This window comes from Pseudomonas iranensis, assembly GCF_014268585.2.
Classification (GTDB): Bacteria; Pseudomonadota; Gammaproteobacteria; order Pseudomonadales; family Pseudomonadaceae; genus Aquipseudomonas; species Aquipseudomonas iranensis.
Window position 1 is genome coordinate 1420883 of record NZ_CP077092.1, and the last position, 20593, is coordinate 1441475.

Sequence of the window (20593 nt, forward strand, 5' to 3'; positions counted from 1 at the left end):
GCACTCTCTGGCAAAGCATTCGTTTCTGCGCTGTCCCCGATTACCGCTGGAGAACTGCTGATGACCGATATTGATGCACGCTTGCGCGAAGACGTTCACCTGCTCGGAGAGCTGTTGGGCAACACCATTCGAGACCAGTACGGCGAGGCGTTCCTCGACAAGATCGAGCAGATTCGCAAGGGCGCCAAGGCCGACCGGCGCGGCTCGATGGACGCAGAACTGAGCGCCAGCCTCAATCAATTGAGTGAAGACGAATTGCTTCCGGTCGCGCGGGCCTTCAACCAGTTTCTCAACCTGGCCAACATCGCCGAGCAATATCAGCTGATCCATCGCCGCGAGGAGTCGCAACCGGCGCCGTTCGAATCGCGGGTATTGCCGGAACTGCTCGCGCGCCTGCGCAGTGAAGGCCACAGCGCCGAATCTCTGGCCCGGCAACTGGCGCGGCTGGAAATCGAACTGGTGCTGACCGCGCACCCGACCGAAGTGGCGCGACGCACGTTGATCCAGAAGTACGACGCGATCGCCGCGCAACTCGCCGCGCAGGACCATCGCGACCTGACCAGCGCCGAGCGCGAGCAGATCCAGAGCAAACTGCAACGGCTGATCGCCGAAGCCTGGCACACCGAAGAAATCCGCCGCACCCGCCCGACCCCGGTCGATGAAGCCAAGTGGGGCTTCGCGGTGATCGAGCATTCGTTGTGGCAGGCAATCCCCAACCATATGCGCAAGGCCGATCAGGCGCTGTTCGCCGCCACGGGTCTGCGCTTGCCGCTGGAAGCCGCGCCGATCCGCTTCGCCTCATGGATGGGCGGCGACCGTGACGGCAACCCCAATGTCACCGCCGCCGTCACTCGCGAAGTCTTGCTGCTGGCGCGCTGGATGGCCGCTGACTTGTACCTGCGCGACGTCGATCATCTGGCTGCCGAACTGTCGATGCAGCAGGCCAGCGATGCGCTGAAGGCCAAGGCCGGCGACAGCGCCGAACCTTATCGCGCAGTGCTCAAACAATTGCGCGAACGCCTGCGCGCGACGCGCAATTGGGCGCACGCTGCATTGACCGCGCCGACCCCGGCCACCGCCGATGTGCTGCACGACAATCGCGATCTGCTCGATCCTTTGCAGTTGTGTTTCAACTCTCTGCACGAGTGCGGCATGGGCGTCATCGCCGACGGGCCGTTGCTCGATTGCCTGCGTCGGGCGGTGACGTTCGGCCTGTTTCTGGTGCGCCTCGATGTGCGTCAGGATTCGACGCGGCACAGCTCGGCGATGACCGAAATCACCGATTACCTCGGCCTCGGCCGCTATGAGGATTGGGACGAAGAGCAGCGCATCAACTTCCTCACCGAGGAGCTGATCAACCGTCGACCGTTGCTGCCCGCGCATTTCAAACCATCGGCGGACACCGCCGAAGTGCTCAACACCTGCAAGGAAATCGCCGCCGCGCCCGCTGCGTCGCTGGGCTCCTACGTGATCTCCATGGCCGGCGCCGCTTCCGACGTGCTCGCGGTGCAACTGCTGCTCAAGGAATCCGGCGTACTGCGGCCGATGCGCGTGGTGCCGCTGTTCGAAACCCTCGCCGACCTCGACAACGCCGGGCCGGTGATGGAGCGTCTGCTGCTGTTGCCGGGCTATCGCGCGCGTTTGCATGGCCCGCAGGAAGTGATGATCGGCTATTCCGACTCGGCCAAGGATGCCGGCACCACTGCTGCGGCTTGGGCGCAATATCGCGCGCAGGAACGCCTGGTGGAAATCTGCCGTGAGCAGCAAGTTGAACTGCTGCTGTTCCACGGTCGCGGCGGCACCGTTGGTCGTGGCGGCGGTCCGGCACACGCGGCAATTCTGTCGCAGCCGCCGGGGTCGGTGGCCGGGCGTTTTCGAACCACCGAACAGGGCGAAATGATTCGTTTCAAATTCGGCCTACCGGACATCGCCGAGCAGAACCTCAATCTGTATCTGGCCGCCGTGCTCGAGGCCACGTTGTTGCCACCACCGCCGCCGACGCCTGAATGGCGGCATCTGATGGACGAGTTGGCGGCGGACGGTGTCAGCGCTTACCGCCAGGTAGTGCGGGAAAATCCGCAATTCGTTGAGTACTTCCGTCAGTCGACCCCGGAACAAGAGTTGGGGCGTCTACCGCTCGGCAGTCGTCCGGCCAAGCGCCGCGCCGGCGGTATCGAAAGCCTGCGGGCGATCCCGTGGATCTTTGGCTGGACCCAGACGCGATTGATGCTGCCGGCCTGGCTGGGCTGGGAGACTGCTCTGAGCAAGGCCCTGGAACGCGGCGAGGGCGAGCTGCTCGGGCAGATGCGCGAACAATGGCCATTCTTCCGCACCCGCATCGATATGCTGGAGATGGTTCTGGCCAAGGCCGACGCCGATATCGCACAGTCCTACGATGAGCGTCTGGTCGAGGCCGATCTGCTGCCATTGGGCGCGCAGTTACGCGACCTATTGTCGCAGGCGTGCTCCGTAGTGCTGGGCCTGACCGGGCAGTCGCAGCTGCTGGCGCACAGCCCCGACACCCTCGAATTCATCCGCCTGCGCAACACCTACCTCGACCCGCTGCATCTATTGCAGGCCGAACTGTTGGCGCGTTCGCGGCAGCAGGATGTCGAGCAGGGCAGCCCGGTGGAACAGGCGCTGCTGGTGTCTGTAGCGGGGATTGCCGCTGGATTGCGCAATACCGGCTAAGGTTGCTGAGCACCTCAGGCGGCATGCGCGACAAGGGTCGGATGCCGCTTCTCCTGCTGTAGGAAAGTGCCGCGAGGCGACAGTTAATGTAGGGGTTGCGACTTGGGTTACCGCGTCGCAAGGTCACAGCGGGCGTCGGTTTCTCCGACTTTTGGCGTCTTGTGTGGGCGCAGCCTGCTGTGTATCTTGATCAGCCTTTGGCCGTTTGTGCGGCCACGACCCGTATTTTCAGGATCCGCCGGTTACGAGCGAATCCTTTGTTTTGTAAAGCTTTTATATAAAAAATTGAGGAGCACATCGATGCGCGTCATTCTGCTGGGAGCTCCCGGGGCCGGTAAAGGTACTCAGGCAAAGTTCATCACCGAGAAATTCGGCATTCCGCAAATCTCCACCGGCGACATGCTACGTGCTGCGGTCAAGGCTGGCACTCCACTGGGCGTGCAAGCCAAGAGCATCATGGATGCCGGCGGCCTGGTGTCGGATGACCTGATCATCGCGCTGGTCAAGGACCGCATCGCTCAACCTGATTGCGCCAACGGTTTCCTGTTCGACGGCTTCCCGCGCACCATTCCGCAGGCTGAAGCACTGGTCACTGCCGGCGTCGAGCTGGATGCCGTGGTCGAGATCGCTGTAGAAGACGAAGAAATCGTCCAGCGCATCGCCGGTCGCCGTGTTCACGAAGCCAGCGGCCGCGTTTACCACATCGTCTACAACCCGCCGAAACTGGCTGGCAAGGACGACATCACCGGCGAAGAGCTGGTGCAGCGCAAGGACGACACTGAGGAAACCGTGCGTCATCGCCTGTCGGTCTACCATTCGCAGACCAAACCGCTGGTGGATTTCTATAAGAACCTTTCCGCCAACAACGGCGGTAAGCCAAAGTACAGCCACATCGAAGGCGTGGGTTCGGTCGATGCAATCACCGCCAAGGTGTTGGCCGCGCTGAGCTGAAAAGTCTGATCGGCTGCATCATCCACGGCCCGCTTGCGGGCCGTAGTTGTTTATACTGACGCACTTTTTTCCCCACCCCTGTTTTGGAAACATCGATGAGCACCTTGCTGGCCCTGGACACCGCGACTGAAGCTTGCTCCGTTGCCTTGCTGCATGACGGCAAGGTCACGAGCCATTACGAGGTGATCCCGCGTCTGCATGCGCAGAAGCTGCTGCCGATGATCCAGCAATTGCTCGCCGATGCGGGCACCACATTGCAAGCGGTCGACGCGATTGCCTTTGGCCGTGGCCCGGGCGCGTTCACCGGTGTGCGCATTGCCATCGGTGTGGTGCAGGGTTTGGCCTTTGCTCTGGATCGTCCGGTATTGCCGGTATCCAACCTTGCCGTGCTCGCCCAGCGTGCCTTTAGTGAGCAGGGTGTAAGTCAGGTCGCGGCTGCGATCGATGCGCGGATGGACGAAGTGTATTGGGGCTGCTACCGCGAGACGGCGGGGGAGATGCGTCTGGTTGGCGCCGAAGCGGTGCTGCCGCCGGAGGTGGCTGCGCTACCGGCCGATGCCACAGGTGACTGGTTCGGTGCCGGTACCGGTTGGGGTTATGGTGGGCGCATTGCGGTCAATCTGAGCGGCTCGGACGCCGGCATGCTGCCCCACGCCGAAGACCTGTTGACCCTGGCGCGTTTCGCCTGGGAGCGCGGTGAGGCGATCCCGGCAGATGATGCGCAACCGGTCTACCTGCGCGATAAAGTTGCCACCCCGAAAGCCCGCTGATTCGACACTTTCTCCTGTGGGAGCGAGCCTGCTCGCGAAGGCTTCTGGTCAGTCAATGCATGTGTTGAATGTGCTGGACCCTTCGCGAGCAAGCTCGCTCCCACAGGTTTGCTGGTCACATACAAATATCGCCAATCGTCAGTTTCTGCCCCCTCGCTTAAAACCTTTTGCGCTTTATGTGTTCTAGTTATCACTCGGCGGTTTGCTAAGTCGGTCAAGTGCCGCTAAATTGCCATCATTGATACCGAGCATGACATTATGCGTATAGACGGCGTTTCCACTCAGTCCTACCCCATCAAGCGCAAGCCGCGTAAAGGCAATGCGGCGCTGGATGAATCCGTCGACATCATCGACGGCGAGCTGGAATTCCCGAGCGAAGAGCAGATGGCCGCTCGTGCCGCTCAAGCCACCGCGCAACGCCTGAGCAACCTGCCTGCCCGTCAACAAGACATGATCTACCACCGCGCGATGAAGAAAAGCGTAGCCATGGCCCTGGCCAGCTACCTGAGCACCGCCGGTTTTGTCGATTGGGACGCAGACGTGCTGGGCCTCGATCTGTATATCTGATGGATCTGCCTTACTACCTCGGTTGCCCGTCCTGGAGCGAAAATGCCTGGCGCGAGTATCTGTATCCGGTAGACGCAAAAACCTCCGACTTTCTCGCTCTCTACTGCCAGGTGTTCAACGCCGTCGAAGGCAACACCACCTTCTACGCCAGTCCGTCGCCAGCCACTGTGCAGCGCTGGGCCGAGATCATGCCGGCGCACTTTCGCTTCACTGCCAAATTCCCCGGCGACATCAGCCACAGCGGCGACCTGCGCGAGCAACTGACCGCTGCCGAAACCTTCCTGCAATTACTCAAGCCGTTAGGCGAACGTGTTTCGCCGCTGTGGCTGCAACTGTCGAAAAGCTTCACGCCGCAGCGCCTGCCGGAGCTCGCGGCGTTTATAGATGCGCTGGATTGCCCGCTTGCGGTCGAGGTGCGCAATGAACAGTTCTTCGCCAAGGGCGAGAGCGAGCGTCTGCTCAATCGTCTGTTGCTGGATCGCGGTGTCGAGCGCATCTGTCTCGACCCGCGCGCGCTGTTCAGCTGCTTGTCGACCGAGTCCTCGGTGATCCACGCGCAGTCGAAAAAGCCGCGTGTACCGACCCGTCCGGCGGCGTTCACGCAGTTTCCACAGGTGCGCTTCATCGGACATCCCGAGCTTGAGGCCAACGATGCGTTTCTTGTGCCGTGGGTGGCGAAAGTCGCTGAATGGATCGAAGAGGGCCGCACGCCCTACGTCTTTCTGCATACCGCCGACAACCTGTTGGCAGCGAAACTGGCGCAACGTTTTCACGCACAACTGATGCAACGTTTGCCTGGCTTGCCCGCGCTGCCTGAGCTATACAGAGAACCCGCCGCCGAGCAGCTTGGCTTGCTCTGAGGCGGGTTTTTTCTGCCCGGGAGCCCGTCGATGAACGTCCAAGTCAGTCAACAGCAACTCCTCAAAGCCAAAGCCTTCAAGGCCCTGCATGATCGCCAGGGGAGCTTCGTGATTCCCAATCCGTGGGATGCCGGCTCGGCGAAGATGCTCGCCAGTCTCGGCTATCAGGCCTTGGCCACCACCAGTGCCGGTTACGCGTTTTCCCAGGGCAAGGCTGATGGCGCACTGAGTCTCGACGAGACCCTGGCCAATGTCCGCGCGATTGTCGCAGCGACGGATCTGCCGGTGTCGGTGGACCTGGAAAACGGCTTTGCCGATGACCCGGTCGAGGCTGCGCAGAGTCTTCTCCGTGCCGCCGAGGCGGGCGCGGTGGGCGGGTCGATCGAGGACGCTACGGGACGTCCGGACGCGCCGATCTATTGCTTCGAACACGCCGTCGCACGGATTGAAGCCGCCGTCGCGGCGGTGCGCACCCTGCCGTTTCCCTTCATTCTCACGGCTCGCGCCGAAAATTACCTGCACGATAATCCCGACCTCGACGACACCATTCGCCGTTTGCAGGCATTTGCCGCGGCGGGTGCCGACGTGCTCTATGCACCAGGTTTGCGCAGCGCCGAAGAAGTGCGTGCAGTGGTGCAAGCGGTGGCGCCGAAACCGGTCAATGTGCTGATGTCTGGCGGTTTGAAACTGACCGTGCAACAGCTCGAGGAACTGGGCGTACGCCGCATCAGCACCGGCTCGGCACTGGCGCTGGCGGCGTTCGGCGAGTTCTTCCGCGCAGCTGAAGAAATCCAGCAATCCGGCACCTTTGGCTTCACGTCACAGTCGATGCCGTATGCCACGGCCAATCAATTTTTCAAGGACTGAGCATGGGACGTTGGCTGTTCTGGGTGGTGTTGCTCGCGATGGGTGGTGCAGCGGTAAGTGTCTGGCGCGGCTGGCTGGAGGTGCCGCCGCAGTGGAACCCGTGGGCGCCATTGGACATAAAAGCCGCGCCCAACTGGCTGACCGGTTACAAACTCATGCGCCTGCGCAGTGATCCCGAGCTTTGCGCACAGGCATTGAGCAGCTCGGATCTGCGCGTCAGCCCCCAGGCCGACAGCCCGGGCGCCAAGTGTCCGCTGATCGGTGCTCTGCGGGTGCAGGGCGGTGAAGTGGCGCTGAGCAGCAGTTTCATCGCCAGTTGCCCGCTGGCGGTGGCCTACGCAATGTTTGAACACCACACCCTGCAACCTGCTGCGCAATCGCTTTATGGACAGAAAGTGGCGCGGGTCGATCACCTCGGCAGCTTCGCCTGTCGCAATGTCTACAACCGTGAGAGCGGTGCACTTAGCCGACATGCGAGTGCCGACGCGCTGGACATCGCCGGTTTCCGCCTCGCTGACGGGCGCACGATCAGCGTGCTCAAGGATTGGCCCAAGCAGAATCAGGACGCAGAGTTTCTGCGCCAGCTGCGTGACGGCGCCTGTGAATCATTCAGTGTGGTGTTGAGTCCGGACTACAACGCCGCTCATCGCAATCACTTTCATGTCGATGTCGGGCGCTGGAGCGTGTGTCGCTGAGGATCAGGCGGCGAGGCGCAGGTTCTGCAGAACGATTGGGCGAGCCCAGCCATTATCGAAGTCCAGAGCTTTCTGTTGCTCGACGATTTCTTCCGGCGGGAACGGCGGGTAAGGCTTCTGCAGCAAGTCCAGGTCGAACTCGGCAATCGGCAGGTACAGCGGACGTTTCTGCGGAGCAGGGCCTGGCTCCGGCAGTGGCTGGCCATTGTTGATCACAATCGGGCGTACCCAACTGCTGTCGAAATCCTGTTGCTCTTGCTGAGCCTTGAGTTCTTCTGGCGGGAACGGTGGGAACGGCTTGTCCAGCAGCTCCATTTCGAACTCGGCGATCGGCAGGAACAGTGGCTCTGGCGGTCGAACCTGGGTTTCGACCACGTCGCACTCACGCTGGCTGACGATGTGCGCGTGCAACTCGCTGCCAACGGTCGGTTCTTCCGGGCTGTTCAGGTCAACCGGAGGAAACGTGCCACAGGCAGGCACCACTTCACTCGTCTGTTCGGCCAGGGCCTGGGCAAAGAAATCCTGCCACAGGTGACTGACGCCGCTCAGTGCCTGAGTGTTATGACGGCTGAAGTCGCCATGGGGCGAAACGTAGCCAATCGATGTGGGAAGAATGCCTGACATTTTTTTCGGTTGACGCTCAGCTCTGGCAAAATGCGCGTTGAATGGTTTATCGGCGGTTTTTGTCGATCCTTAACTTTTTTGAGCGTTTTTTCATGATCGAGTCACCCGCGGCCTGCCGCATCCATGTCCAGGCCCTCGCCCCAGCGTTTCAAACGCAAGCCGCACACTGGGCCGAACGTCTCGGCCTGCCGCTCGGCGAGGCGGACGGCGAGTTCGCCTTGCAGGTCGGCGAGCAGGGTTTGCAGTTGCAGCAACTCGGCCCGGATGCCCCGGGACCTGTGCGGGTCGACTTCGTCGAGGGCGGCGCGGCGCATCGTCGTTTGTATGGCGGCGGCAGCGGACAGATGATTGCCAAGGCTGTCGGCATCGCCCAAGGCGTGCGCCCGCGGGTGCTGGATGCCACGGCGGGCTTGGGCAAGGATGCGTTTGTGCTGGCCAGTCTCGGTTGTGAAATGAGCCTGATCGAGCGTCAGCCGCTGATCGGCGCACTGCTTGAGGACGGCCTGGCCCGGGCGGCAGAAGATTTCGATGTAGCGCCGATCGTGGCGCGGATGAAATTGCTCAAGGGCAACTCCATCGAAGTGATGCGCAGTTGGGAAGGGGAGGCGCCGCAGGTGATCTATCTCGACCCGATGTTCCCGCATCGTGAGAAAACCGCGCTGGTGAAAAAGGAAATGCGCCTTTTCCGCCCGCTGGTGGGCGATGACCCGGATGCCCCGGCCCTGCTCGAAGCCGCACTGGCGCTGGCCACGCACCGGGTGGTGGTCAAGCGCCCGCGCAAGGCACCGTGCATCGAGGGACCGAAACCGAGCCATGCGCTGGATGGCAAATCGAGCCGGTATGACATTTATCCCAAGAAAGCGCTCAAACCCTGAGAGCGCGTCGCCCCGTTCGCGAGCAGGCTCGCTCCCACAGTTGAAATGCATTCCAGTGTGGGAGCGAGCCTGCTCGCGAAGCGGTCTGCACAAGCACCGCAAAACTGTCAGGGTTTGTACGCCCGCATAAACAACCCCACCACCTCCCGCACATGCCGCTCCGCTGCCTCTCCGGTCAGCGGCTCGCCGCAGCCGTACAACAAACGGAAATTCCCCGCGCCTTTGATCAGGCAGAAGAAATGCTCGGCGGCGTTGCGTGGCTGGTCGATGCTCAGCGCGCCGGTTGCATGGATTTTCGCCAGCAGACCTTCCATGCCGTTGACCACGCGCTCTGGGCCGGCCTCGAAGAAGATCAGTGACAGCTTCGGGTCCTGACTGCCCAGCGCCATGATCAGGCGGTGCAGGTTCACCGATTCATCGCTGTTGATCAGTTGGTGGAAGCCTCGGGCAATGTTCAGCAATACATTTTCCACCGCGATGCCGTCCGGCAATTCGAAGAACAGCGGTGGCAATTGTTCCTCGCATTTCGCGACGACGGCAGCGGAGAACAGCGTCTCCTTGTCGTTGAAATGGCTGTAGACCGTCAGCTTCGACACGCCGGCCTCGCTGGCAACCGCATCCATGCTGGTGTTGGCGTAGCCATGGCTGAGAAACAGGGTTTTCGCCGCATCGAGGATCGCCTGGCGTTTGGCCAGATCCTTGGGGCGGCCCGGGCCGTTTGGAGCTGAAAGATTGTTCGACATTCTTCGCTTTTAATACTGGACTGGTGAGTTTGCTATTAATACCATACCCGCCAGTATAAATATTCCAAGCCTCATTCGCGAAAGGTCCGTCACCATGTTCCGCCATGCGTTGTCCTTTGCCGTGCCAGTCAGTCTGGCGTTCCTGTTATCGGCGTGCGGTCAGGAAGAGGTGACCAAAGTCACCGTACGCCCGGCCATGGTGGTACAGCCCGAGCCTTCGGCGCAGGCGATGGAAAGTTATCCGGGCGAGGTGCGAGCCCGTTATGAGCCTGATCTGGCGTTCCGCATCGGCGGCAAAGTCAGCCGACGACTGGTCGACGAAGGCCAGCGCGTCAAAGCCGATCAGCCCTTGGCCGAACTCGATCCGCAGGATGTGCGCCTGCAGCTGGAAGCCACCCGCGCGCAGGTTGCCGCCGCCGAGGCCAATCTGAACCTGGTGCGCGCCGAGCGCGATCGCTACAAAACCCTGATGGATCGGCAGATGGTCAGCCGCTCGGCTTACGACAACGCCGAAAATCTATATCGCTCTGGCGAAGCCCGCCTTAAACAAATCAAAGCCGAATTCAACGTTTCGACCAACCAGGCCAGTTACGCGGTGCTGCGTGCGCCACAGGACGGTGTGGTGGCCAAGCGTTCGGTGGAAGTCGGTCAGGTGGTCGCTGCCGGGCAAACCGTGTTTACACTCGCCACCGATGGTGAGCGCGAAGTACTGATCAGCCTGCCGGAGCAAAGCTTCGGCCGCTTCAAGGTCGGTCAGCCGGTTACCGTGGAATTGTGGGCACAGCAGAATCAGCGCTTCGCCGGACAGATCCGCGAGTTGTCGCCCTCCGCCGATCCGCGCTCACGCACTTTTGCTGCGCGTATCTCGTTCACCAGCGGCAAAGTTCCGGCCGAACTGGGGCAGAGCGCACGGGTGTTCGTGCAAGCGGCTGACAGTGTCTCGCTGTCGATACCGCTTTCCGCGCTGACCGCTGAAAACGGCGCGACCTACGTCTGGGTGGTCAACGGCAACAACACGTTGAAGAAAACTCCGGTACGGGTCGGTCCGTTCGGCGAGAAAAGCGTGGCGGTGCTCGAAGGCTTGAATGCCAGCGACTGGGTGGTGGCTGCCGGCGTTCACGTATTGCTCGACGGCCAGCAGGTGCGACCAGTGGATCGCTCCAACCGTGTGGTCAATCTGGCGAACAAGGAGTAAGCCCCGATGCGCTTCAACCTCTCCGAATGGGCGTTGCGTAATCGCCAGATCGTACTGTTCCTGATGCTTTTGCTCGCCGTTGTCGGCGCGTTGTCCTACACCAAACTCGGCCAGAGTGAAGACCCGCCGTTCACTTTCAAGGCGATGGTCATTCAGACCCGCTGGCCCGGTGCGACCGCGCAGGAAGTCTCGCGCCAGGTTACTGAACGGATCGAAAAGAAACTGATGGAAACCGGCGAGTACGAACGCATCATGTCGTTCTCCCGCCCCGGTGAGTCCCAGGTCACTTTCATTGCCCGCGATTCGATGCACTCCAAGGACATCCCCGACCTCTGGTACCAATTGCGCAAGAAGGTCGGCGACATTCGCCAGACCCTGCCGCCGGGAATTCAGGGGCCGTTCTTCAACGATGAGTTCGGCACCACCTTCGGCAATATCTATGCGTTGACCGGCGACGGTTTCGACTACGCCGTGCTCAAGGATTACGCCGACCGCATCCAGATCCAGCTGCAACGGGTCAAGGATGTCGGCAAGGTCGAACTGCTTGGGTTGCAGGACGAGAAAATCTGGGTCGAGCTGTCCAACGTCAAACTCGCCACGCTTGGCCTGCCGCTGGAGGCGGTGCAGCAGGCGCTGGAGGAACAGAACGCGGTGTCCACTGCGGGGTTCTTCGAAACCGGCAGCGAGCGCTTGCAGCTGCGCGTCTCGGGGAATTTTCAAACAGTCGATGAGATAAAGAACTTTCCGATCCGCGTCGCCGATCGTACGTTCCGTATCTCCGATATCGCCGATGTGCGTCGCGGTTTCAGCGATCCACCGGCGCCGCGCATGCGTTTCATGGGCGACGATGCGATCGGTCTGGCCGTGGCGATGAAGGATGGCGGCGACATTCTGGTGCTGGGCAAGGCGCTGGAAGGCGAGTTCTCGCGGATCCAGAAAAACCTCCCGGCCGGCATGCAGTTGCGCAAGGTGTCCGATCAGCCGGCAGCGGTAAAAACCGGCGTCGGCGAGTTCGTTCAGGTGTTGGTCGAAGCGCTGGCGATCGTCTTGCTGGTGAGTTTCTTCTCCCTCGGCGTGCGCACTGGCATGGTCGTCGCACTGACCATTCCGCTGGTGCTGGCGATGACCTTCGCCTGCATGTATTACCTCGGCATCGGCCTGCACAAGATTTCCCTCGGTGCGCTGGTGCTGGCGCTGGGGCTTCTGGTGGATGACGCGATCATTGCCGTGGAAATGATGGCGATCAAAATGGAGCAGGGCTTCGACCGCATTCGCGCGGCGAGTTATGCCTGGACCAGCACCGCTTTCCCGATGCTCACCGGCACGTTGATCACCGCCGCCGGCTTCCTGCCGATTGCCACTGCGCAGTCCGGCACCGGCGAATACACCCGTTCGATTTTCCAGGTGGTGACCATTGCCTTGCTCGCCTCATGGGTCGCGGCGGTGATGTTCGTGCCGTATCTGGGGGAAAAACTCCTGCCGGATCTGGCGAAAATTCACGCGGCAAAACACGGTACTGGCGATGGTCAGCCGGATCCGTATGCCACGCCGTTTTATCAGCGCGTGCGGCGTCTGGTGGAGTGGTGCGTGGCCCATCGCAAGACGGTGATCGTGCTCACCGTGGGCCTGTTTATCGCCTCGGTGATGTTGTTCCGTTTCGTCCCGCAGCAGTTCTTCCCGGCTTCGAACCGGCTGGAGTTGATGGTCGACCTGAAACTGGCCGAAGGTGTTTCGCTGGCCAACACCACCAGTGAAGTCAAACGCCTCGAAGCGCTGCTCAAGGAGCACGCCGGCATCGACAATTACGTGGCCTACGTCGGTACCGGCTCGCCGCGTTTCTACCTGCCGCTGGATCAGCAACTGCCGGCGGCGAGTTTTGCCCAGTTCGTGGTGTTGGCGAAAACCATTGAAGAGCGTGAAGCGCTGCGCAGCTGGTTGATCGAAACCCTCAACGAACAATTCCCGGCCCTGCGTTCGCGGGTCACTCGCTTGGAAAACGGCCCGCCGGTTGGCTATCCGGTGCAGTTCCGCGTCACTGGCGAGCACATCGAAGAAGTCCGTGCGTTGGCGCGCAAGGTGGCAGCGAAGGTTCGCGAGAATCCGCATGTGGTCAACGTGCATCTGGACTGGGAGGAGCCGAGCAAAGTTGTTTATCTGAACATCGATCAGGATCGCGCCCGTGCGCTTGGTGTGAGCACGGCCAATCTGGCGAAATTCCTGCAGAGTTCGCTGGTCGGCTCGACGGTCAGCCAGTACCGCGAAGACAACGAGTTGATCGAGATTCTGCTGCGCGGCACCGTGCACGAGCGCACTGAATTGTCGTTGTTGCCGAGCCTGGCGGTGCCGACCGATAACGGTCGCAGTGTGGCGTTGTCGCAGATTGCCACGCTGGAATATGGCTTCGAGGAAGGCATCATCTGGCACCGCAATCGGCTGCCAAACGTGACGGTACGCGCTGACATTTATGGCAAGGAGCAGCCGGCGACGCTGGTCAAGCAGATCATGCCGACGCTGGACCCGATTCGCGCTGAGTTGCCCGATGGTTATCTGCTGGATGTCGGTGGCACGGTGGAGGACTCCGAGCGCGGGCAGAAGTCGGTGAATGCCGGGGTACCGATGTTCATTGTCGTGGTGCTGACCTTGCTGATGGTGCAGTTGCGCAGTTTCTCGCGCACGGCGATGGTGTTTCTGACGGCGCCGTTGGGCTTGATCGGGGTGACCCTGTTTCTGATGGTGTTCCGGCAGCCGTTCGGGTTTGTGGCGATGCTCGGGACCATTGCGTTGTCCGGGATGATCATGCGCAATTCGGTGATTCTGGTCGATCAGATCGAGCAGGATATCGCTTCGGGGCTCAGGCCCTGGCAGGCGATTATCGAGGCTACGGTTCGGCGGTTCCGGCCGATTGTGTTGACGGCGCTGGCGGCGGTGCTGGCGATGATTCCGCTGTCGCGCAGTGTGTTTTTCGGGCCGATGGCGGTGGCGATCATGGGCGGGTTGATTGTTGCGACTGCGCTGACGCTGTTGTTTTTGCCGGCGTTGTATGCGGCCTGGTTTCGGGTGCGTAAGGAGGCTTGAGTTTCTTTGTCGTGGCGGCCTTCGGGCCGACCATGACTTGGGGTTTTGGGTGTATATCCGTTGCTGTGGGTGTTGCGGCTGGCGGTTTCGCCCTTACGGTGAGGCACTTTTTCCAGACGCCCGGAATGCCGGCCCAGAAAAAAGTACCCAAAAAGGCTTGCTCCTGCGTTCGGCCCTCGCAGGCTCGGGTTCCTTCGCTGCGGGATCGATCCGGGCGCAGCGGCTACGGTTTGCTTCGCTGCACCTCCTTGCGCTGTGTCTGGCTGCGCCAGACGGTCGCTGCGCTCTCACGCCCGGATCAATCCCTCCACTCAGCCTTCCGATGTCGCCGGTGGATCAAGATCAAGAGCACTCGAGCTTGCGCTCATTGTTGAGTGGGGCGGCTTTGCCGCAGGCAGCTGCGCTGCTTTGCTTTTGCTTTTGTGGGAGCGAGCCTGCTCGCGAAGGCGGTCTGACAGCCAATTCATTTCGAATCGCCAATTCACGCTGCCTTCCTACAGCTTTTTCAGAGTCCTCCGATCTTGAGGCGCTGGCCGTCCAATGCTGTACTCCGGGTTCTGCCTTTCCGAGTCCTTGAGTCTGTCTGATGAAGAAACCACCGACATTAGCCGGCAGAACGGATCCTGTTTTCGAACTGTTGGCCCGCTCGCCCCACAAGCAACGACTTGCGGATTATCTGGCGCTGCTCAAGCCGCTCGATGATCAGGGGCGCTATCTGCCATTCGAGGCGTTGCGCTATCGCTGGGCGGCAGGGTTGGACGCGAATCTTTGTTGGGCGTTGGTGAAGAAGGCGCGGGCGGCCCAGTACATTCATTTGTTGCCGTTGGGCGAGCCGGTGCAGTGGGGCAAATACGTGCCAACGCCGTTGGCGCAGAAAACCTTGGCTGTGGTGGATCGTTACGCCAGTACGGCCGCGCTGGATTACATGACCAGTCAGATCGGCGAGCGGGCGCATTTCTCCTGTCTGCTCAATGACCTGATCGAAGACGAAGCCATCGCCAGTAGCCAGTTGGAGGGCGCGGCGACCACTACTCGTGTTGCCAAGGACATGCTCAAGCATCAGCGCCAGCCGCGGACGCCGGATGAGCGCATGGTAATGGGTAATTATCGAATGATGAATTTCGCTTGGGAAAAGCGTTATGAACCTCTGAGCATTGAGCTGATTGCAGAGATCCATCGAGTGGGTGTGGAGGGGATCGACGACGAGCAGTATTCCCCCGGATTGTTCCGGACCAATGATGAGGTGGTTGTTCAGGATGGTTCAGGCAACACCGTGCACCGACCACCTCCTGCTCCAGGATTGGTTGCGCGGTTGGCGAGGTTGTCCGCCTGGATCAACCGGCCCGCTGCCTCGATTCTGGACAAAAATTATCTGCATCCACTGATCAAGGCCGTGACGCTGCATTTCGCCATGGGTTATGAACATCCATTTCGCGACGGTAACGGGCGGGTCGCGAGAGCCTTGTTTTACTGGTTCATGTTCAAACATGAGTTCGCGGCGTTTCGCTACATTGCGATCAGTCTGTTGCTGCGCAATGCACCGGTGAAATACGGACGCTCCTACCTGCACACCGAGGCAGATGAGCTGGATCTGACTTATTTCATCGAGTTTCAATGCGCGGTGATTTTGCGAGCCGTGGTCGGTTTTATAACTGTGTACCGCAAGAGTCTGGCAGACACTCAGGACTTTGAGCGCTGGCTGACGAGCTCTGGCGTAATTGCTCAACTGACGGAACGGCAGCGCGCGGTTTATCAGGTGGCTAAAAGCGGGGAGGCGAAGGAGTTTACGGCGAGCAATGTCGCGGAAAATTTTTCCTGCTCGGGTAGCGAGGCGGCGTCGATTCTGGAAGGGCTGGACCAATTGCAGCTTTTTGAGAGAAGGAAGATGGGGCGGGAGTGGGTGTTTTTTTTACGTAGTTCTCTACGTGGAGGCAAGCATGGGAGCGAATTGAATCGCCCCCATGTTGTAACGACTTAAAGCGTACCAAACACCTTCTTCGCCAGACTCGTCGCCGCAGCGGCCGGGTTCTGACGAATTGTTTCTTCCTGCTTGCCGATCATCTCGAACAAACCATTGAGTGCCTGTTCGGTGACGTAGCTTTCAACGTTGGCGCTCTTGGCGTCGACGACACCGAAAGCCGCAGCTTGACCTGCAAATGAATTGTACTTCTGCGCGACGCCGACCTTGTCGGTGGCTTGTTTGACGATGGGCAGGAATTTCGCGCGGATCTGTTCGCGGCTGGATTTGTTCAGGTATTGGGTCGCCGAATCGTTGCCGCCGCTGAGGATGCCTTTGGCGTCGGCCACGCTCATTTTCTTCACTGCATCGACGAGGATGGGCTGGGCTTGGGTCACGGCGGATTCGGCGGCTTTGTTCATTGCGGTTTCCAGTTCTTCGACCTGGGCGCCCATGCCGAAGGCTTTCATCTTGCTCGCGGCTTTGCCGAGTTTGCCCGGCAGTTCGATTTTCACTTCGGGGTTATTGCTGAAGCCGCCCGGGGTGCCGAGTTGCTTCACGGCGATCTGTGCGCCTTGGGTCAGGGCGTCCTTGAGGCCGCCGGTGGCGTCTTGTTGCGACAGGTCGTTGAGCGACAAGGCCAAGGCGTTGGCGGAGATCAGCAGGCCGGCGCAGGCGGCGGCGAAGCGAAGGGTAGGGCGGCGCATGGCGGCTTCCTTGTGGCGAAAAATGGATTAACGAACGGCGTCGACGCGAATTTTCAGCGGCTGCGGGTCGTTGCCGTCGAGTTGCACGGCGTGGTTTTCGGTGGTGATGAACATCAGCTCGCCGTTGACTTCAATGCGCGCGCTGACCGAGTAACGGTGGCCGGATTTGACCTGCGCCGGATCGTAGCTCAAATGAAACGGCAGCGGCACCTGGCCTTTGATCGGGCCTTTCTGTTCGGCGAGGACGAAGGCCGGCGCATCGGCCAGCGACACATCTTGCAGGCTGACGCTCAGGGTCGCGCTCGGGGGCAGGGCGATGCGTTGCAGGTAGAAGACTTCGCCGTCGAGGCTGGCCTTGCCGGCGGGTGTGGTTGATTGGCAGGCGCTGAGCAGGGTGGCGGCAGCGAGGGTTAGCAGTTTTTTCATGGGTGAATCTCCTTTCGATGTGGGAGCGAGCCTGCTCGCGAAAGCGCTGGATCAGTCAAAATAAATGGCGACTGACACTCCGTCTTCGCGAGCAGGCTCGCTCCCACAGGGGTAAGGCTTCAAGGCTCAGGCTGTGGCGTGATCTGATCCGCCGCATCTTCACTGCGGTGCAGCGCGACCTGGCGGATCGACAGGCGAATCTCCGCCGGCAGCACGCGTTTGGCCGCGCCTTCGGCCAGCTCGCCGAGCAGTTCGTGATAGCTGAGCTTGCCGGCTTCGTCGCGGCGCAGGACGTCGAGTTCGAGCAGGGTCTGGATGAAGTGGCGGAACAGACTCTTGTCGAAAAACTCTGGGGCGTTCAAACCGTGGAGGATCGACAGGCGCTGGGCCATCACTGTGCAGAGGTCTTCCAGCTCTTCGGCGCTGATGCTGTTCTGGCCGCTGTTGAGCAGCAGGGACACGGTCATGTAGAAGCGCTGCAAGGTCTGCGCGATGCTTTTCGACAGCAGCGTCAGCAGCACGAAATGCCGCGAACTCGGCGCCGGGCGCATGTAAACGTCCTTCTCGAAACGCAGCAGGCCCTGCTCGACGAACGCTTCCAGCCACTGATCGATCACGGCATCAAGTTCGTCCAGACTCCAGCGGATGAACAGCTCCGATTGCAGGTACGGATACAGCGCGCGGGTGTAGCGCAGGATCTGCTCGCGGCTCATGCGCGAGGTGCTCTGGAAGAAACTCGCCAGCAACGACGGCAGAGCGAAAATGTGCAGGACGTTGTTGCGGTAGTAGGTCATCAGGACCGCGTTCTGCTCGTCCAGATAGAGAATCTTGCCCAGCGCATCGTTCTGCTCGGCGAGCAGATCCATGTCTTTCACATGCTCGATCAGCGCCCGGCCATCGCCTTCCGGCAAGGTGGTGTGTGGCGAATACGGGACCTTGCGCAGCAGCGCGAGATACAAGTCAAGCACCCGCGCCATGGCCCGATCATCCAGGGCCAGACGCGTGGTCGACAGCAGAGCCAACGCCACCAGATTCACTGGATTGATCGCCGCCGCTTCGTTGAGGTGCCGGGCGACTTTCTCGCCGAGGCGGTTGGTGGTTTCGTTGAGCCACGCCGGTTTGAACTGCGGGCCGAGCTCCTGCTGGCGCCAGTCCGGTTGCTCGGCGTCGAGGAATTCGGCCAGTTTGATCGGCTCACCGAAGTTGACCGCGACCTGACCGAAACGCTGCTTGAGCGCGCCGATCACTTTGAAAATATCGAAGATCGATTCTTTTTTCTTGCTCGCCCCACGCAGTTCGCCGAGGTAGGTGCGGCCTTCGAGCACGCGCTCGTATCCGATGTACACCGGCACGAAGACGATCGGCATCCGCGACGAACGCAGGAAACTGCGCAGGGTGATCGCGAGCATGCCGGTTTTCGGTTGCAGCATGCGCCCGGTGCGCGAGCGACCGCCCTCGACGAAATACTCGACCGGGAAACCTTTGGTGAACAGGGTGTGCAGGTATTCGTTGAACACCGAGGTGTACAACGGATTGCCCTTGAAGGTGCGGCGCATGAAAAACGCACCGCCGCGACGCAGCAGGCTGCCGATCACCGGCATGTTCAGGTTGATCCCGGCGGCAATGTGCGGCGGGGTCAGGCCGTTGCGGAACAGCAGATACGAGAGCAGCAAGTAATCGATGTGGCTGCGGTGGCACGGCACGTAGATCACTTCGTGACCTTGCGCGACGTTCTGCACGCCCTCGATGTGGTTGACCTTGATGCCGTCGTAGATCTTATTCCAGAACCAGCTCAGCACCACTTCGAGAAAACGGATCGCGGTGTAGGTGTAGTCCGAGGCGATCTCGTTGCCGTAGCGCAGGGCCTGGGCCTTGGCTTTTTCCGGCGAGATTTTTTCGCGCTCGGCCTCCTCGAGGATCGCCTGTTTGACCAGTGGCTGGTTGAGCAGGCCTTTGACCAGATTGCGCCGGTGAGAGATGTCCGGGCCGATCACCGCAGCTTTGAGGTTGCGGAAGTGCACGCGCAGGATGCGCTGGGCCATGCGCACGGTGCGCTCGTGGCCCTTATTGTGATCGATCAGTTCGCGCAGGTGGATCGGCGCGGAAAACTGCACGCGGGTTTTACGCCCGAGGACGATGATGCTCAGCAGCCGGCGCAGACGGCCGGTGACTGCCCAGCTGTCGGCGAACAACAGTTTCCACGGACTGTTTTCGCTGTCTGGGGACTGGCCCCAGAACACGCTGACCGGAATGATCTGCGCGTCTTCGGCAGCATTCTGAGTCAGCGCGCTGACCAGACGGGTGAGAGTCGGCGGCGCGCCGCGTTTGTCCTGGCGGCCAAGCCAGTCCGGGTCCGGCGTCAAATAGAAAAACGCCGCCGGCTCGATCAGCGCACCCACCGATACCGCCAGCACCGGGCGTGGCAGACCGGCCTTGGTGCACTCGGTGTCAACCACCGCCAGATCGGTCAGTGACGGGTTTTGCAGGACGTAGAACACCGGACGACTGCGGTCGAGGTTGAGGGTGAACGACGACTGATTGATGGTCTCGGAGCGAACCCAGAGATACAACAGGCGGCGCAGGGTGCCAAACACAAGACGGCGGAACGGGGAACGGGTCATACGGCTTCTGCGTGAGTGAATAAAACCGAGCAGGCGCTCGGGGCGGACAGTTTGCCGTATTAGGCGAAAATCGGCAAAAAAGCGCCGAAGTAATCTCCTGTTGAGAGTTTCTTCACCTGTCATATACTCGGCGCTCTGTTGCCGGTGCCCTGTCATGGACGTCGGACGCAGGCTGACGTTCCTCGAAGGCTTTCCTGCGAAAAGCCCGTTCAATAATAAAAAAGGAGTATGAACAGATGGCAACACGCGAAACCGGCAACGTGAAGTGGTTCAACGACGCCAAAGGCTATGGCTTTATCCAGCGCGACGACGGCGTGGACGTGTTCGTGCACTACCGCGCGATACGCGGCGAAGGGCACCGCTCGCTGACTGAAGGTCAGCAGGTTGAGTACGCGGTGGTCACCGGCGAGAAGGGGTTGCAGGCTGAGGATGTTGTAGGCCTGTAACACAAACCTCCAGAACGCCAAAAACCACTGTGGGAGCGAGCCTGCTCGCGAATGCGGTGTATCAGTCACCATTCATATCGACTGACACTGCGCATTCGCGAGCAGGCTCGCTCCCACGTGGACTCTACGTTGCCCGTGGTTACGCGGTCTTCCAGGTAATTTCTTCTTCACCATCGGCACTGATGCGAATCCAGCGGTCGGCGGTTTCTTCACCTTCTTCTTCGACCCACGTCCCGGGTGCACAACGCACTTCGACGTTCAGTGCCGCGAAGGCTGCGCGGGCGCAGGCGATGTCGTCGTCCCAGGGGGTCTGGTCGCTTTCCAGGAACAGGCTGTTCCATTTGCCCACGGCTTTCGGCAGCCAGGTCACCGGCACGTTGCCGGCCTTGCACTTGTACGTCTGGCCTTTCTGCACCCAGTCGCTGCACGGGCCCAGCGCTTGGCCGAGCCAGGCGGCGATGGCCTTGTGGTCGACGTCGGCGTCTTTCAGGTAAATCTCGATGTCCGGTTGGCGCATGGATGT

At 60.8% G+C, this 20593-nt stretch carries 18 protein-coding genes; 12 read left to right on the forward strand and 6 right to left on the reverse strand.

Translation table 11 applies throughout. The features are described from left to right. Positions 1-60 precede the first annotated feature (60 nt). The 7 genes from ppc to HU724_RS06220 all read left to right on the forward strand — a co-directional run bounded on the left by ppc (position 61) and on the right by HU724_RS06220 (position 7401). The gene (gene ppc / locus HU724_RS06190) at positions 61-2691 is read left to right on the forward strand and encodes a phosphoenolpyruvate carboxylase (protein WP_186569527.1); all 2631 of its coding nucleotides are present in this window, start codon (positions 61-63) and stop codon (positions 2689-2691) included. A gap of 300 nt (positions 2692-2991) precedes the next feature. Beyond that, on the forward strand, positions 2992-3642 hold the full coding sequence (gene adk / locus HU724_RS06195) for an adenylate kinase (protein ID WP_024011750.1): 651 nt from the start codon (positions 2992-2994) through the stop codon (positions 3640-3642). A 95-nt stretch (positions 3643-3737) separates the two neighbouring features. Further along, positions 3738-4412 (forward strand): tRNA (adenosine(37)-N6)-threonylcarbamoyltransferase complex dimerization subunit type 1 TsaB, encoded by a 675-nt coding sequence (gene tsaB / locus HU724_RS06200; RefSeq protein WP_186569528.1) that lies wholly within the window; start codon positions 3738-3740, stop codon positions 4410-4412. A gap of 258 nt (positions 4413-4670) precedes the next feature. Continuing rightward, positions 4671-4979 (forward strand): hypothetical protein, encoded by a 309-nt coding sequence (locus tag HU724_RS06205; RefSeq protein WP_042606956.1) that lies wholly within the window; start codon positions 4671-4673, stop codon positions 4977-4979. Continuing rightward, positions 4979-5839 carry a DUF72 domain-containing protein gene (locus tag HU724_RS06210; RefSeq protein ID WP_024011753.1) on the forward strand — a complete coding sequence of 287 codons (861 nt, stop codon included), beginning with the start codon at positions 4979-4981 and terminating at the stop codon, positions 5837-5839. The genes HU724_RS06205 and HU724_RS06210 overlap by 1 nt, the downstream gene beginning before the upstream one ends. 30 nt (positions 5840-5869) lie before the next feature. Next, a complete protein-coding gene (locus HU724_RS06215; protein ID WP_186569529.1) occupies positions 5870-6706 on the forward strand; it encodes an isocitrate lyase/PEP mutase family protein in 837 nt (278 codons plus the stop codon). Between the two features lie 2 nt (positions 6707-6708). Then, positions 6709-7401 carry an extensin-like domain-containing protein gene (locus HU724_RS06220; protein ID WP_186569530.1) on the forward strand — a complete coding sequence of 231 codons (693 nt, stop codon included), beginning with the start codon at positions 6709-6711 and terminating at the stop codon, positions 7399-7401. 3 nt (positions 7402-7404) lie between these two features. On the opposite strand, the gene HU724_RS06225 is transcribed toward HU724_RS06220, so the two are convergent. Then, the gene (locus HU724_RS06225) at positions 7405-8025 is read right to left on the reverse strand and encodes a hypothetical protein (protein ID WP_016770666.1); all 621 of its coding nucleotides are present in this window, start codon (positions 8023-8025) and stop codon (positions 7405-7407) included. 92 nt (positions 8026-8117) lie between these two features. Here HU724_RS06225 and HU724_RS06230 point away from each other — a divergent pair, with 92 nt between their 5' ends. After that, positions 8118-8900 (forward strand): class I SAM-dependent methyltransferase, encoded by a 783-nt coding sequence (locus tag HU724_RS06230; RefSeq protein WP_123443106.1) that lies wholly within the window; start codon positions 8118-8120, stop codon positions 8898-8900. A 107-nt stretch (positions 8901-9007) separates the two neighbouring features. Here HU724_RS06230 and HU724_RS06235 read toward each other — a convergent pair whose 3' ends face one another. Then, the gene (locus HU724_RS06235) at positions 9008-9643 is read right to left on the reverse strand and encodes a TetR/AcrR family transcriptional regulator (protein ID WP_186569531.1); all 636 of its coding nucleotides are present in this window, start codon (positions 9641-9643) and stop codon (positions 9008-9010) included. A 94-nt stretch (positions 9644-9737) separates the two neighbouring features. On the opposite strand from HU724_RS06235, the gene HU724_RS06240 reads away from it, so the two are divergent. The 3 genes from HU724_RS06240 (at position 9738) to HU724_RS06250 (ending at position 15891) form a co-directional block, all read left to right on the forward strand. Next, positions 9738-10838: an efflux RND transporter periplasmic adaptor subunit gene (locus HU724_RS06240; protein ID WP_024011758.1), complete on the forward strand. Its 1101-nt coding sequence runs from the start codon at positions 9738-9740 to the stop codon at positions 10836-10838. A 6-nt stretch (positions 10839-10844) separates the two neighbouring features. Beyond that, positions 10845-13913 carry an efflux RND transporter permease subunit gene (locus HU724_RS06245; protein WP_186569532.1) on the forward strand — a complete coding sequence of 1023 codons (3069 nt, stop codon included), beginning with the start codon at positions 10845-10847 and terminating at the stop codon, positions 13911-13913. A 586-nt stretch (positions 13914-14499) separates the two neighbouring features. Then, positions 14500-15891 carry a Fic family protein gene (locus tag HU724_RS06250; protein ID WP_186569533.1) on the forward strand — a complete coding sequence of 464 codons (1392 nt, stop codon included), beginning with the start codon at positions 14500-14502 and terminating at the stop codon, positions 15889-15891. Here HU724_RS06250 and HU724_RS06255 read toward each other — a convergent pair. From HU724_RS06255 to plsB, 3 genes are all read right to left on the reverse strand, one after another. After that, positions 15888-16577, reverse strand: coding sequence for a DUF4197 domain-containing protein (locus HU724_RS06255; protein WP_110645885.1), 690 nt, complete (start codon positions 16575-16577; stop codon positions 15888-15890). The two genes, HU724_RS06250 and HU724_RS06255, sit on opposite strands and share 4 nt — an antisense overlap. Before the next feature lie 27 nt (positions 16578-16604). Next, positions 16605-17003, reverse strand: a complete 399-nt coding sequence (locus tag HU724_RS06260; RefSeq protein ID WP_186569534.1) for a YbaY family lipoprotein — start codon at positions 17001-17003, stop codon at positions 16605-16607. 119 nt (positions 17004-17122) lie between these two features. After that, positions 17123-19624 (reverse strand): glycerol-3-phosphate 1-O-acyltransferase PlsB, encoded by a 2502-nt coding sequence (gene plsB / locus HU724_RS06265; protein ID WP_186569535.1) that lies wholly within the window; start codon positions 19622-19624, stop codon positions 17123-17125. Positions 19625-19860: 236 nt separating this feature from the next. On the opposite strand from plsB, the gene HU724_RS06270 reads away from it, so the two are divergent. Then, positions 19861-20070 (forward strand): cold-shock protein, encoded by a 210-nt coding sequence (locus tag HU724_RS06270; protein WP_003222087.1) that lies wholly within the window; start codon positions 19861-19863, stop codon positions 20068-20070. Positions 20071-20209: 139 nt separating this feature from the next. Here the strand turns inward: HU724_RS06270 and HU724_RS06275 are convergent, their stop codons facing one another. After that, positions 20210-20587: a hypothetical protein gene (locus HU724_RS06275; RefSeq protein ID WP_186569536.1), complete on the reverse strand. Its 378-nt coding sequence runs from the start codon at positions 20585-20587 to the stop codon at positions 20210-20212. Positions 20588-20593 lie beyond the last annotated feature (6 nt).

Coding starts and splice junctions, on each gene's coding strand:
- HU724_RS06220 (WP_186569530.1), top strand. CDS start 6,709: ATGGGACGTTGGCTGTTCTGGGTGGTGTTGCTCGCGATGGGTGGTGCA.
- adk (WP_024011750.1), top strand. CDS start 2,992: ATGCGCGTCATTCTGCTGGGAGCTCCCGGGGCCGGTAAAGGTACTCAG.
- HU724_RS06235 (WP_186569531.1), bottom strand. CDS start 9,643: ATGTCGAACAATCTTTCAGCTCCAAACGGCCCGGGCCGCCCCAAGGAT.
- plsB (WP_186569535.1), bottom strand. CDS start 19,624: ATGACCCGTTCCCCGTTCCGCCGTCTTGTGTTTGGCACCCTGCGCCGC.
- HU724_RS06275 (WP_186569536.1), bottom strand. CDS start 20,587: ATGCGCCAACCGGACATCGAGATTTACCTGAAAGACGCCGACGTCGAC.
- HU724_RS06210 (WP_024011753.1), top strand. CDS start 4,979: ATGGATCTGCCTTACTACCTCGGTTGCCCGTCCTGGAGCGAAAATGCC.
- HU724_RS06230 (WP_123443106.1), top strand. CDS start 8,118: ATGATCGAGTCACCCGCGGCCTGCCGCATCCATGTCCAGGCCCTCGCC.
- HU724_RS06205 (WP_042606956.1), top strand. CDS start 4,671: ATGCGTATAGACGGCGTTTCCACTCAGTCCTACCCCATCAAGCGCAAG.
- HU724_RS06270 (WP_003222087.1), top strand. CDS start 19,861: ATGGCAACACGCGAAACCGGCAACGTGAAGTGGTTCAACGACGCCAAA.
- HU724_RS06255 (WP_110645885.1), bottom strand. CDS start 16,577: ATGCGCCGCCCTACCCTTCGCTTCGCCGCCGCCTGCGCCGGCCTGCTG.
- HU724_RS06240 (WP_024011758.1), top strand. CDS start 9,738: ATGTTCCGCCATGCGTTGTCCTTTGCCGTGCCAGTCAGTCTGGCGTTC.
- HU724_RS06225 (WP_016770666.1), bottom strand. CDS start 8,025: ATGTCAGGCATTCTTCCCACATCGATTGGCTACGTTTCGCCCCATGGC.
- HU724_RS06245 (WP_186569532.1), top strand. CDS start 10,845: ATGCGCTTCAACCTCTCCGAATGGGCGTTGCGTAATCGCCAGATCGTA.
- HU724_RS06250 (WP_186569533.1), top strand. CDS start 14,500: ATGAAGAAACCACCGACATTAGCCGGCAGAACGGATCCTGTTTTCGAA.
- tsaB (WP_186569528.1), top strand. CDS start 3,738: ATGAGCACCTTGCTGGCCCTGGACACCGCGACTGAAGCTTGCTCCGTT.
- HU724_RS06260 (WP_186569534.1), bottom strand. CDS start 17,003: ATGAAAAAACTGCTAACCCTCGCTGCCGCCACCCTGCTCAGCGCCTGC.
- ppc (WP_186569527.1), top strand. CDS start 61: ATGACCGATATTGATGCACGCTTGCGCGAAGACGTTCACCTGCTCGGA.
- HU724_RS06215 (WP_186569529.1), top strand. CDS start 5,870: ATGAACGTCCAAGTCAGTCAACAGCAACTCCTCAAAGCCAAAGCCTTC.